Raw genomic sequence first — 13065 nt, forward strand, 5'->3', positions numbered from 1 at the left:
AGGTTATTATAGTGCTATTTTGCAATCATTTAGAATTAAAATCGAATTTAGTTTAAAAAAAGAGTTTTTTGTAATTTTACAAAAGTGCTATTTTATTACAACCTGTAAACACTAACATGATTGTTAAATAGCGATAATAAAAAAAACAAATCAAAGTAAAAATATAATGATAATGGGAACTAAAAAAGAGCTGTTACAAGAAAAAAGCGAAGAATTGCTTCGGATATTAAAAACCCGTTTTGAAAAAAATACTGACAGGCATAAAAGTCTTGAATGGAAAAACATTCAGGCAAAATTAGAAGCCAATTCTGAAAAATTATGGACACTTAATGAAATGGAAGCAACTGGAGGAGAACCAGACGTTGTGGGATATGACAATAAAACAAACGAATATATTTTCTATGATTGCTCTGTCGAAAGCCCTGCTGGCCGAAGAAGTTACTGCTATGATCGTGAGGCTCTTGATAAAAGAAAAGAAAATAAACCTAAAGATAGCGTTTTAGACGCAGCATCAGCAATGGGTATTGAACTTCTGTCTGAAGAACAATATCGGGATTTACAAAAATTGGGTACGTTTGACACCAAAACTTCCAGCTGGATTGTAACGCCAGATTCTATTAGAAAACTTGGCGGTGCCATCTTTGCCGATTTTCGATACGGAACGGTGTTCGTATATCATAATGGCGCAGACTCCTACTATGCGGCACGAGGATTTAGAGGTTCGCTAAGAGTTTAGATTTTTGGTTCTTCAGGGTTGTTGTGAACATAATTTTTATTAAACTATTAGATAATTAAGAAATCTTTTAAATCTTAATTTCCTTTATGCCTTAATGGTTAAAAATTAAAACAATGCTAAATTGTTTTGCCTTTTTCACACAAATACCAGTAGAACTAAATTTTTAAAATCGAATTATACTCAGCTGCCGTGTTCAAAATACTAACAGCCTTTTTGATTTCAGGATTGTTTTTAATGTAATAATCATAAAGACCTTCCTGATATTGATAGCGCTTGATGATTTCATCCAGTAATAATCCTTTTATTTCCTTTTGGTTTTTATCCAGTAATGTATTCTCCGATTTTTGAAGAGCAACAAGAAGCTGTTGGTATTCAGGCGCAATGGCTTCATCCAGTTTTTCAGTTTTGGCTGTAGCCAAAGTGTTTTTCAATGCTATTTCAGTGTCTGTGTCAAAAGTCAGTTTTTGAGCTTTCAGGTATTGCTTGAAATCAGCATAATCAGCATCAGTGATTACAGGAATTTTAGTTCCTAAATTTGGGTTTTTATAATAATAGTTAGTCGCATAATTAAAAATACCGTCGTTTTTTAATAAGGCATTGGCAATAGGACTTGTTTTAGTTTCTTCCATTTCTATGTCTGGCAAAATGCCTCCACCATCATAAACAGTTCTGCCTTTTTTGGTTTTAAAAGCATTGTAGTTTTTGGCATCTGTTCGGGTTGCAACACCATTTTTGTCTTTATGGGCATAATCCAACGCTTGAATACATCTCCCCGAAGGCGTATAATAACGGGAAATAGTAACTTTAAGCTGTGTCCCATAAGTTAATTCAACTGGTCTTTGCACCAATCCTTTTCCAAAACTACGGCTTCCTAAAACTACAGCGCGGTCTAAATCCTGCAGTGCTCCCGAAACAATTTCGGAGGCAGATGCACTTCGCCCATTAACTAAAATCACCAAAGGAATGTTTGTGTCTACTGGTTCTTGGGAAGTTTTATAGGTGTTATTGTGTTTTTCAATTTTGGATTTGGTAGTCACTATGATTTCATTTCTAGGCACAAAAAGATTGCAGATGTTTACCGCTTCGTTCAATAATCCGCCTGGATTTCCTCTTAAATCTAAAACGATTCTTTCGGCACCCTGTCTTTTTAATTGTTCTAATGCTTCTCTAGTTTCATAAGAAGCTTTTTTGTTGAAGTGAGCCAAAACTATATAACCAGTCTTATCGTCAATTTTTGCAAAATAGGGAACCGATTTGATTTCGACTTCATCCAATACAATTACGGTCGAATAAGGCTTGCCTTGGCGAATGTATTTGATATCAATTTTTGTGTTTTTAGATCCTTTTAATAGTTGAGAAGCATCATCCTTGAAGTCTGACAAAGGGGTATCGCCAATTTGAATGATTTCGTCACCTGCTTTAAGTCCTGCTTTATCGGCCGGAAAGTTTTTATAAGGTTCTTTCAGAATTAATTTATCGTCTTTTCGGGTGATTAATGCCCCAATTCCGGTATATTCCCCAGTATTATTTATTTTAAACTTGAGGACTTCTTGTTCATTAAAATAAACGGTATAAGGGTCAAGAGAACTTAACATTCCTTTGACAGCGTTGTTCATCAGCTCGGCGGGAGTGGTCTCATCGACATAATTTTTGTTCAATTCTTTGAACAGAGTCGTAAAAATTTCCAATTGTTTGGCAATTTCAAAATAGTCGTCTTTGAAACTTACGCCGACAAACAAAAAGGCGGACGCAATAACTGGAATAATGAATTTTTTTTGGAAAAAGGTACGCATGATTATATGTTTTTTTTCTTGAATCGTTTTCTTATAAAATAAAATAGAGCAACTGCTATAATAATAAAAGGCCAAACCTCCAGTAATCCCAAAAAGAAGCTTGAAATAGTATAAAATCCAGATTTGAAAGAATTCCATACCTTGACGCCATAAGAAATGGTAACCCCTTTTTCTTCTGCAATTGTTTTATAGAACTCAACTGTAATTGTGCTCAATGAGATTTTATTTTGCATATATCTCAATTGCCCTTCTTTGGCTTCAATTTCTTCTCTAATAGCTGAAAGCTGCGCTTCAATAGCCAGCATTTCAGACATTTTAGTTGCTTTTGCCAAAAGTTCAAGATACCTGTTTTCAAGTTTTTTTTTGGCTTTCAATCGGGCGTCAATGTCGATATATTGTTCGGTGACATCTTCAGAGCTAATCTCTTTATTGTCAAAATAAGTAACTCCAGTCGAAATGTCTTTTATGAAAGAGTCAAAGTTTTGATTTGGAATACGAACCGTTATTCTTCTGTAAATAGTGCCATAGTCCTTTCCTTCACTATCATTCTGAATGAAAGCCTTTCCTTTTTTTACAGCAATTTTTATTTGATCATAAGTTGTCTCTAAGTTGTCTGTTTCAAATCTAAGATTGCCGTTTTTGATTATTTTTTGTTCAATGACTTTGTCTTCGATATTTGGGGATTCAGAAATGCTTTCGTTATTAGAAATCATTTTTTTTGCCGGCAATTTTACCATGGTAATAGCTGAATCTTGTGAAGCTTCTGCCTCGGCTTTTTTACAGCTTAATACTGCTAAAAATAAAAGGGCAATTATTAATTTTGATTTCATAGGGCCGTAATTTATTTTTAAAAATACAAAATTAATTTAGATTATAACTAAGCAGTAAAATTGCTGTACGAAATGAATATTTAGCAGAATGCTATTCTTCTTTTTTTATCTGCTGTACAAATTTCTCAAACAACTGCACGGTTTTAATATTGATTTCTTCATAAGACAATCGGTCTTTGGATTGGTAAAAAAGCATAAACGAATACGGCTGATCCAAATTATCTAAAAGTAAATGTTTATTGAGCCTATAAGTTTCACGCAATACTCTTTTGAAATAATTACGGTCTACGGCTTTCTTGAAATATTTTTTGGAAACCGAAACGCCTATTTTTATTTTTTCGCCTTCGCCAAAAGTTCCCTCATTATAAACCAGCCTCAAAGGATATTTTGCAACCGATTTGCCTTCGGTAAATAGCCGTTCAATTGTTATTTTGCTTTTGAGTTTTTCGTTTTTGGGATAAGTGAAGTTCATTTTATAAAATAAGCGGTGTTATAGTAAGGCAAAGGTACAATTAATGTGCAGTGGTACAATAGGCTGTTTTTGAATCTAATTAGATTTTCAATTCTTAAGAAAGTTTCTTTTTTATTGATGCAAATTATGTTTAAAATTTTGTAAATTTATGTTTTACAGTTAATTAGATGGGATTGTATTAATTGGCAGAGTTATAAATAGACCTAAAAATATATTTCTTACTTTTGTGGCAAATTTAAAAGTATGCAAAAGTTAATTTCGTATCCCTTATCTTTTATCGTTTTAGTATTAATATTATTGACTTTGGTAATATTTCACCCGATTCAATGGATTTGTTTAAACGTATTTGGTTACCAGGCGCATAAAAAAAGTGTTGATTATTTGAACTTTATACTGCTGAAAATCGTTATAATTTTAGGAACGACTTTTAGTTTTGAGAACAGGGAAAGCATCCCACAAGGGGCGCCTCTTGTTTTTGTAGCCAATCATCAGAGTTTGTATGATATTATTGCGATCATTTGGTTTTTGAGAAGATTTCATCCCAAATTTGTCAGTAAAAAAGAACTAGCAAAAGGAATTCCAAGTGTTTCTTATAATTTAAGACACGGAGGATCGGTAGTTATAGATAGAAAAGACCCAAAACAAGCCATACCAGCTATCAAAAAAATAGCTGATTATATAGAAAAATATAAGCGTTCAGCGGTAATTTTTCCTGAAGGAACGCGTAGCCGCAACGGAATACCAAAGGAATTTGCACAGACTGGGTTGAAAATTTTATGCAAGAATGCACCATCGGCACATATTGTTCCGATCAGTATTAATAATTCATGGAAATTATTAAAATATGGCTCTTTCCCTTACGGTTTAGGAAATCATATTACATTTGTAGCGCACGAATCATTTGCAGTAAAGGATTTTGAATTTAAAGATATCATGCAAAAAACCGAATCGGTTATTGTAAACGGAATAAAAATTTAATAATTAATTATAATGTCTATAAAAAACATTCGTCTGGAAGTAATGCAATTTCTAGAAAACAAGGTTGACAGTTTTGTTGATCAATACTTGATACCTGTAGAGAAAATTTGGCAGCCTTCTGACTTTTTACCCAATTCCGAAAGCGATAATTTCTTTGAAGAAGTAAAAGAGCTAAGAGAAATTTCCAAAGATTTACCTTATGATTTTTGGGTAGCTATGGTTGGGGATATGATTACCGAAGAAGCACTCCCAACCTATGAAAACTGGCTGATGGAAGTAGAAGGTGTCGATAACGAAGGAAGAAACGGCTGGTCAAAATGGGTTCGTCAATGGACAGGAGAAGAGAACCGTCACGGCGATTTATTGAATAAATACTTGTATTTGTCTGGGCGCGTGAATATGCGTGAAGTGGAAATGACTACACAGCATTTAATCAATGATGGTTTTGACATTGGAACAGGCAGAGATCCTTATAAAAACTTTGTATATACTAGTTTTCAGGAATTAGCCACCTATGTTTCTCACAATAGAGTGTCTCAATTGGCCAAAAGTTATGGTGATAAGAAATTATCCAAAATGTGTAAAATGATTGCTGGTGACGAAATGCGCCATCATCATGCCTACAGCGAATTTGTAACTCAAATTTTTAAAGTGGATCCAAGTGAAATGATGCTTGCTTTCCAATACATGATGAAACAAAAAATCGTGATGCCTGCTCATTTCTTAAGAGAATCGGGAAATAAAATCAGCTCGGCTTTCGAACATTTTTCTGATTCTGCACAGCGTATAGGTGTTTATACAGCAAACGATTATGTTGAAATTATGCAAAAATTAATTGACAAATGGGAAATTGATAAAATCAGCGGTTTGACAGATGAAGCCGAAAAAGCCCGTGATTACTTAATGAAATTACCAGCCAGAATGGCAAGAATCTCTGAAAGGCTTGTTATTCCTACTGAATCATTCCAATTTAAATGGATAGAACCAGCGAGATTGTAGATGTAAGAATGCAGATTTCGGATTTCATGGTGTAAAAGAAAAGATTTTAAATTAAATATTTTTTGAAATTACCATTGAAATTGATTTTTGCTATTGATATATAGCTGATTTTTGAGGTTTATACTTTAAAAATCAGCTTTTTTTATAAAATATAAACAGCAGGGCAAATGAGTAATCTGGATTTGATAAATAAAACAATTCTTTTCGTAAAAGAAAAATTAGCCAATGCTGAAGGAGGTCACGATTGGTTTCACATTCAGCGGGTGTATAAAAATGCATTATTAATTGCAAGTGGAGAGACCTGTGATGAAACCGTTGTTAAACTTGGTGCTTTGCTTCATGATATAGCCGACAGTAAATTTCATGGCGGAGATGAAACAGTTGGCCCAAAAATAGCTCGAGAGTTTTTGGAAAGCGAAGGCGTTTCAGAAGATATTATTATACATGTTATTCAAATCATAAATAACATCTCTTTTAAAGGAGGAAATAGCGAAAAGCATTTCTCGTCCATCGAATTGGATATCGTTCAGGATGCGGATCGTTTGGATGCTATAGGCGCCATTGGAATTGCGAGAGCTTTCAACTATGGAGGGTTCAAGAACAGAGCGATGCATGATCCTCAGATTGCTCCAAAATTGAATATGAGTAAAGAAGAGTACAAAAACAGTCAGGCACCAACAATCAATCATTTTTATGAAAAGTTATTATTGCTAAAAGATAAAATGAATACCCAGACAGCCAAAGAAATTGCCCAAAAAAGACATGATTACATGCAGGGTTTTTTGTCACAGTTTTATGCAGAATGGGATGGGGAACAGTAGATTTTAGAATTCAGATTGCAGATTTTCTAGAGTCGGTCAAATTTGGATGAAATGCACTGCAGCATCTCAGCTGTCGATTATCAATTAAATATCATAAATAAAGCTTATGTCAAGTAACAATCTAAAATGTTCAGAAGCTGATATGCTGATTAGAAAACCTGTTTCAGAAGTTTTTCAAGCATTTATTGATCCAGAAGTGACCAAACATTTTTGGTTTACAAAAGGAAGTGATAAACTGGAAGTAGGCAAAACAGTAATTTGGGAATGGGAAATGTATAATTTCTCAACCAAAGTAGTCGTCAAAGAGATTATTGTCAATCAAAAAATTGCTATTGACTGGTTTACTTCGGAAGTGCCTACTAATGTTGATTTTACTTTCAAAACATTAAGCGACGGATCAACTTTTGTAAGCATAAAGCATTATGGTTTCAATAAAACCGGAGACGAATTATTAGAAGTAATTAAAGATTCAATAGGCGGATTTACAATCGTTTTGGCGGGACTCAAATCATATTTGGAACACAACATTAACCTGAATCTTATTTTGGATAAATTCCCGAAAGAGATCATGCAGTATGGGAATAAGTAAAAAAAGAAGCAGATGACAGACATTTGCTGTTTTCTGAAAACTGCTTTCCGCAATCTAAATCCCCTTTTCTTTCATCTCCAAAATCACATCCGAAGCATTCTTGAAAGTAGGCGCTTGTTCAATAATAGTTCCAACGCGTTTTTTGTTGAGTTTAAAAGTGATGTCATTTTCTGTTGTGAATAATAATGCCGTCAAAAATGGATTATTCATATATGGAGCCAAAACAAAAAATGCTTCTTCCAGCGAATGAAAACTTTCTATTTCTTCGGTTTTGTATCGAGCAATAATCGAAAGGCTGAGCACGTCATTTTCCAATAAAACAGGACGTACATAAATGTTTTTCAATTCGGTGTCGCCAATGGTTTTGGCCAAGGTCAATTTGGCATAGGTTTTATTAGCAATGCTTTCTTTTACTTTTTCCCAAAATGCAGCAAATACGGGTTGGAAGGACATATAGATTAGTTTTTTTGTTTTATTATTCTAAAATTAAGAAGCAAAATTAAGTGTTGCTTTTTGGTTTACAGTAAATAATCCCAAAAATTTTCTTTATGAATGACTAGGGTTGTTTTCGGATGATACTTTTCTGTAAAAGATTTTGTAAACCGCACTTTTTGATTCGGATTATATTTTATTTCAAAAGCCTCAATTTCGGTGTTTTTTACTTCCAAATAATCGATTTCGGCTTGTTGGGTATTTCTCCAGAAATACGTGTCCTTGAATTGATTTTCATAAGCCAATTTTTTCTTGCGCTCGCTGATAACAAAGTTTTCCCATAACGCACCAGTGTCATCGCGAAGTTCTATTGGATTAAAATTTTTAATAATTCGATTACGCAAACCATTGTCCCAGAAATAAATTTTTTTTCCTTTTTTAAGTTCGTTATCTTGGTTTTTGCTAAAAGCATTCAGACTAAAAATAATGAAGTTTTTCTCCAGAATATCAATGTATTTTTCAACCGTCAACCGGTTTATTCCTAAGTCATTGGCAAGAGAATTATAACTAATTTCACTACCAATTCGATACGCCAGCATTTGCACTAATCGCTGTAAAGTCGCTGATTTTTTTACACCTTCCAAGTTCAAAATGTCTTTATAGAGAAAGCCTTCTACTAAATCATTGAGAATTTTTTCTTCTTTGCCAACACTGGTAACCACTTCTGGATAATATCCAAAAACCAAACGATGAGGTACTAAACGGGTTTCTTCAATAAAATTGGAGTGTTTGACCATTTCGCCATAGCTTAAAGGGAAAAGCTGTAATTCTTCTTTTCTCCCGACCATCGATTCCTTGGTTTTGTCTGCCAATTCAAAAGCACTGCTTCCAGAAGCAATGACTTGTATTTCGGGATAATTATCGACCATTCTTTTAATGAGTAGACCAATGTTATGAATCATTTGAGCTTCGTCAATGACTATGATTTTATTATCTCCGACTAAGGCTTTTAATCTGTCGGCAGTAATGTTTTCCAACAAAAGCTGGGTATCGGGTTCATCGCCATTGAACCACAAAAATGATAGCTTTTTAATCGTGTTTTTTATCAAGGAAGTTTTGCCTACTTGCCTTGCGCCAAATACCAATATCGCCTTCCCTTTGAAAAGAAAGCTGTCAATTTCTGTTTGCGGGCTTCGATTTATCATTTTGCATTCAATTACAATGCAAATATATAATAATTTGATATTATAACATCAAAAAAATATAATAATTTGATATTACAATATCAAAAAAATATAATAATTTGATGTTTTAAGAAGTGATTTTGATGAGTTCGGCAACTGAATACTAACTCCTGAGTACTGAATAATTCTTTTATTTCCCTTTAAAAACAGCTTTTCTTTTCTCCAAAAAAGCTTTAGTTCCTTCGTTGAAATCCTCAGTCCCAAAACAGCGCCCGAAGTTTTTTATCTCAGTTTCATAGCCGTTTTTGCCTTCAGCAAAATTAGCATTGATAGATTTTATCGCTCTGCCAATTGCAAAAGGAGAGTTTTTTATAATTTTTTGAGCAATAGAGTTAGCAAATTCGATTAGTTCGGCTTGGGGTACTGCGTGATTTACTAAGCCGTATTGTTTGGCTTCATCGGCGGTAATCATTCCGGCTGTCATTATCATTTCCATTGCACGGCCTTTCCCCACTAATTGCGGTAAGCGCTGTGTTCCTCCATATCCTGGAATTACGCCAAGAGAAACTTCTGGAAGTCCCATTTTGGCATTATCAGAAGCGATTCTGATATGGCAGGCCATGGCAAGTTCTAATCCGCCGCCCAAAGCAAATCCATTGATGGTTGCAATGACAGGTGTTTTTAGATTTTCTATATAGTTAAAAAGCAATTCTTGTCCTTGAAAAGCCAGCTGCGTTCCTTCTTCAATAGTGAAATGAGCAAATTCTGAAATATCGGCACCGGCTACAAACGCTTTATCCCCGCTTCCTGTGAGTATAATAACTTGAATTTCTTTGTTTTTGCCCAACACCTTAATGGCTTTATGCAAATCATTTATAGTTGCAATATTCAAGGCATTTAGCTTGGCTGGTCTATTGATTACAACAGTTGCAATGCTGTTTTCTATTGTAATTAAAAGATTGTCGTAGTTCATGGAGTTTGTTTTTAGGAGTTAATTATGGGGAGGGTAACCGTAAAAATAGTTCCTCTTCCAAATTTAGTTTCAAAGGTAATTGTTCCGTTGTAGTTTTCTATAATGTTTTTTATAATTCCAAGTCCTAAACCCATTCCGCTGTTTTTGGTAGTAAATTTGGGTTCAAAAATATTGTCAATATGTTCTGGATTTATTCCTGTTCCATTGTCTTTTATAATAATGATAACTTGATTTTTTTCTTTTTTTATAGTTACCAATATCATTTTAGTTTCCTGATCATCGGGAATTGCCTGCATTGCATTTTTAACCAAATTTGTGATAATCCGAATGAGCTGTGCCCGATCAATTTTGGAAATAATCTCTTTTTCAGAACATTCGAAAACGATGTAATCTTCATGAAAAATATCCAAAGTAAGTTCTATCACTTCTACAACATTCAGCAGTTCATTTTGCTGGGCTGGCATAGAGGCGAAATCTGAAAAGGCAGATGCTACGGTACTCATCGTGTCAATCTGCTGTATTAGCGATTCAGAAAAATCATTTAATTTTTGTTTGATATTTGGATCTTCAGGGCTGAATTTTCGCTGAAAACTTTGAATAGTAAGACGCATTGGCGTAAGCGGATTCTTGATTTCATGAGCGACTTGCTTAGCCATTTCTCTCCAAGCTAAATCCCGCTCGTTTTGAGCCAGTACAATAGCGTTTCTCTCGAGTTCTTCGGTCATTCTGTTGTAGGCAAGCAACAGCATGTTGATTTCTTTAATCTTTGCCGAAAACGGAATTTTTTCATTCTTTTGGTTCAAGCTCGTCTCTCTTAATTTTTCGGCAAAATCATAGATGGGTTTGGTAATAAAGGAAGACAGTATGTAAGCCAATCCAAATGCTATTGCTATCATTAGCGAATAGACTTGCACCAAACGGATTAAAAAACTGTTCAATTCTTTTTCGTAATAGCCATCATCAGGAATATTGGGTAATTTTAGAATGGCAATGGGCTTGAATTTTTTGTTTTTTATCAAACTATAAGAAGACCGATATTTTATTCCATTAACGGTTTTAACTTCAAGAAATCTTTTATCAATTGAGGAATTGACTAATCGAAGGATGAATTTTGAGACTGTTGGGGAATATTTTTCAACCGAAAATGATTCTTTTGATGATTTTATCAGTTTTCCATTTAAGGAGTAAATTTGTATTTCTGTATTTTGAATATCTGATATTTCGTGGATTTTATCTTTGAAAATTAACTTGATATTATCATCGGTTAATGGATAATCTGTTGTAGAAAGCATATAGTCAATATGCTTTTTTACATACATTTCCATGCCTTCTATTCGCCGTTGATTGTATTTCTTGGCGACATTTTTATACTGAATGATGGAAATGGTTATGAGTAAAAGAGAGGTGGCAATGATTAGTATAATCATTGAAATGAAGATTCTAAAACGTAATGAAATTAATGGAATCTTAAAACTTTTAGACATGATTATGAATTGTTTTTCTCCCTAATTTTTTTGTAAAATTTAAAACCGAGCATGATAGTAATCGAAAATATAAAAATCCCGATTACGCCGTAAATCCAATTTACTGMATTTTTTAAAATGACTAAAAAAACGACTGCAAATAATATGATAGTGGCTATTTCATTCCACAAACGCATAAAATTAGTAGTGTATTTGACCTCATCTCTCTGCAGTTGACTGAAAATCTGCTGGCATTTTAAATGATATAAATATAGCACAAAAACAAAGCCAAGTTTTACATGCATCCACGGCATTTGTAACCAAGCATTGCCCATTGGAGTAAAAAACAGCATCCAAAACGCAAAAATACTAGCCAAGACAGCGCTTGGCCAAGTGATAATGTACCACAAGCGGTAGGTCATTATTTTGTATTGCTTTTGCAGGATTTCTTTTTCCGGCGAAGGTTTGTCGGCAGCTTCTATTTGATACACAAACAAACGGACAATATAAAAAAGCCCGGCGAACCAAGTGATTACAAAGATAAGGTGCAGGGATTTTAGGTAGTTATAATATTCCATCAGATTTATGATTTTAGATTAACGAATTTTGACTTAAGATTTAGTTACATTCAATGATTTTAGATTTCAGATGACTATATCCTAGAAATGAAAAATCTACAATCTTTTTACCCAATCATTAATCCAATTGCCAACCGTTTCACACCATTCATCATCGTCATTCAAGCAAGGAATGGCCAAGAAATTTTCACCTCCTTTTGCTTGAAAATCTTCTTTGGCACGCATTGCAATTTCTTCAAGGGTTTCCAGGCAATCCGAAACAAAAGCCGGAGTTACAACAGCCAGATTTTTAATTCCTTTTTTGGGCATTTTATCAATTTCGATATCAGTATAAGGCTCCAGCCATTTATCTCCTGCTAATCTGGACTGAAAAGTTAGACTGTATTTGTCTTCTGGAAGATTTAACAGTTTAACCACTTGTCTGGTTGTTTCGTAGCATTGATGGCGGTAGCAAAAATCATGTGCTGGCGATGGCGTGTTGCAACAGGATCCATCAATTTTGCAGTGTGATTTGGTTATATCGGTTTTGCGGATATGACGCTCCGGAATTCCGTGATAGGAGAACAGTAAATGGTCGTATTCAAATCCGGATAAATGCTTCTGAATTGAGTCAGCTAAGTTTTTTATATAATCGGGTTTGTTGTAAAACGCAGGAACATCAGTGAATTTCATATTTGGAAATTTCTTCTTGCGGATTTCTTCGGCTTTGACCAAAATAGTTAAAGTAGAAGCCATAGCATATTGCGGATATAAAGGAAAAAGCAAAACTTCATCTACTCCTTGGCTGTGTAGTTCCTGCAGTCCCTTTTCAATATTCATTGAACCATAACGCATGGCCAGCGCCACAGGAACATCTACTAAAGGCTGTACTTTTTTATGCATTCTTTCCGAAAGGACAACTAATGGAGAACCTTCTTCCCACCAAATTTTCTGATAAGCGTGAGCTGATTCTTCCGGGCGTTTTCTCAAGATGATGCCGCGAACCAGCAAGGCACGCAGTAAATATGGAACGTCAATAACGTATTTATCCATTAAAAATTCGTCTAAATAAGGTTTTACGTCTTTTGTCTGCGGGCTTTCAGGTGAGCCTAAATTTACTAATAATACGCCTTTCATATATAGGTTTAGTTTTTGCCAAAAGTATAGAAAGCAACTTTTTGGGAATATGATAAATGTTATTTTTTTATTATGTTTTAATATCTAAAAACAATAGTGCT

The 13065-nt window shown here is 34.2% G+C and carries 14 protein-coding genes; 5 read left to right on the plus strand and 9 right to left on the minus strand.

Going from position 1 to position 13065, the window contains the following annotated elements:
- The first annotated feature begins 172 nt into the window (after positions 1–172).
- The gene (locus tag AC1DVP_RS17750; protein ID WP_477184816.1) at positions 173–736 is read left to right on the plus strand and encodes a DUF4256 domain-containing protein; all 564 of its coding nucleotides are present in this window, start codon (positions 173–175) and stop codon (positions 734–736) included.
- A gap of 155 nt (positions 737–891) precedes the next feature.
- Here the strand turns inward: AC1DVP_RS17750 and AC1DVP_RS17755 are convergent, their stop codons facing one another.
- The 3 genes from AC1DVP_RS17755 to rnpA form a co-directional block, all read right to left on the minus strand.
- Positions 892–2529, minus strand: a complete 1638-nt coding sequence (locus tag AC1DVP_RS17755) for a S41 family peptidase (RefSeq protein ID WP_477184817.1) — start codon at positions 2527–2529, stop codon at positions 892–894.
- A gap of 2 nt (positions 2530–2531) precedes the next feature.
- Complete coding sequence (locus AC1DVP_RS17760; protein WP_477184818.1) at positions 2532–3359, minus strand: DUF4349 domain-containing protein; 828 nt, start codon at positions 3357–3359, stop codon at positions 2532–2534.
- A 91-nt stretch (positions 3360–3450) separates the two neighbouring features.
- Positions 3451–3831: a ribonuclease P protein component gene (rnpA, locus tag AC1DVP_RS17765; protein ID WP_477184819.1), complete on the minus strand. Its 381-nt coding sequence runs from the start codon at positions 3829–3831 to the stop codon at positions 3451–3453.
- A 243-nt stretch (positions 3832–4074) separates the two neighbouring features.
- Between rnpA and AC1DVP_RS17770 the strand changes: the two genes are divergently transcribed.
- The 4 genes from AC1DVP_RS17770 to AC1DVP_RS17785 all read left to right on the plus strand — a co-directional run bounded on the left by AC1DVP_RS17770 (position 4075) and on the right by AC1DVP_RS17785 (position 7218).
- Positions 4075–4809 (plus strand): lysophospholipid acyltransferase family protein, encoded by a 735-nt coding sequence (locus AC1DVP_RS17770; protein ID WP_477184820.1) that lies wholly within the window; start codon positions 4075–4077, stop codon positions 4807–4809.
- 12 nt (positions 4810–4821) lie between these two features.
- Positions 4822–5808 carry an acyl-ACP desaturase gene (locus AC1DVP_RS17775; protein ID WP_477184821.1) on the plus strand — a complete coding sequence of 329 codons (987 nt, stop codon included), beginning with the start codon at positions 4822–4824 and terminating at the stop codon, positions 5806–5808.
- A gap of 167 nt (positions 5809–5975) precedes the next feature.
- Positions 5976–6629 (plus strand): HD domain-containing protein, encoded by a 654-nt coding sequence (locus tag AC1DVP_RS17780; RefSeq protein ID WP_477184822.1) that lies wholly within the window; start codon positions 5976–5978, stop codon positions 6627–6629.
- A gap of 106 nt (positions 6630–6735) precedes the next feature.
- Positions 6736–7218 carry an SRPBCC family protein gene (locus tag AC1DVP_RS17785; protein WP_477184823.1) on the plus strand — a complete coding sequence of 161 codons (483 nt, stop codon included), beginning with the start codon at positions 6736–6738 and terminating at the stop codon, positions 7216–7218.
- 54 nt (positions 7219–7272) lie between these two features.
- Here the strand turns inward: AC1DVP_RS17785 and AC1DVP_RS17790 are convergent, their stop codons facing one another.
- The 6 genes from AC1DVP_RS17790 to hemH all read right to left on the minus strand — a co-directional run bounded on the left by AC1DVP_RS17790 (position 7273) and on the right by hemH (position 12964).
- Positions 7273–7671 (minus strand): hypothetical protein, encoded by a 399-nt coding sequence (locus AC1DVP_RS17790; protein ID WP_477184824.1) that lies wholly within the window; start codon positions 7669–7671, stop codon positions 7273–7275.
- Between the two features lie 65 nt (positions 7672–7736).
- Positions 7737–8855, minus strand: a complete 1119-nt coding sequence (locus AC1DVP_RS17795) for an ATP-binding protein (RefSeq protein WP_477184825.1) — start codon at positions 8853–8855, stop codon at positions 7737–7739.
- 169 nt (positions 8856–9024) lie between these two features.
- Positions 9025–9807 (minus strand): enoyl-CoA hydratase/isomerase family protein, encoded by a 783-nt coding sequence (locus tag AC1DVP_RS17800; RefSeq protein ID WP_477184826.1) that lies wholly within the window; start codon positions 9805–9807, stop codon positions 9025–9027.
- A gap of 11 nt (positions 9808–9818) precedes the next feature.
- On the minus strand, positions 9819–11234 hold the full coding sequence (locus AC1DVP_RS17805) for a sensor histidine kinase (protein ID WP_477184827.1): 1416 nt from the start codon (positions 11232–11234) through the stop codon (positions 9819–9821).
- A 59-nt stretch (positions 11235–11293) separates the two neighbouring features.
- A complete protein-coding gene (locus AC1DVP_RS17810; RefSeq protein ID WP_477184828.1) occupies positions 11294–11848 on the minus strand; it encodes a CopD family protein in 555 nt (184 codons plus the stop codon).
- A gap of 96 nt (positions 11849–11944) precedes the next feature.
- Positions 11945–12964 carry a ferrochelatase gene (hemH, locus tag AC1DVP_RS17815; protein ID WP_477184829.1) on the minus strand — a complete coding sequence of 340 codons (1020 nt, stop codon included), beginning with the start codon at positions 12962–12964 and terminating at the stop codon, positions 11945–11947.
- Positions 12965–13065: the final 101 nt, after the last annotated feature.

This window comes from Flavobacterium sp. P3_A6, assembly GCF_056403035.1.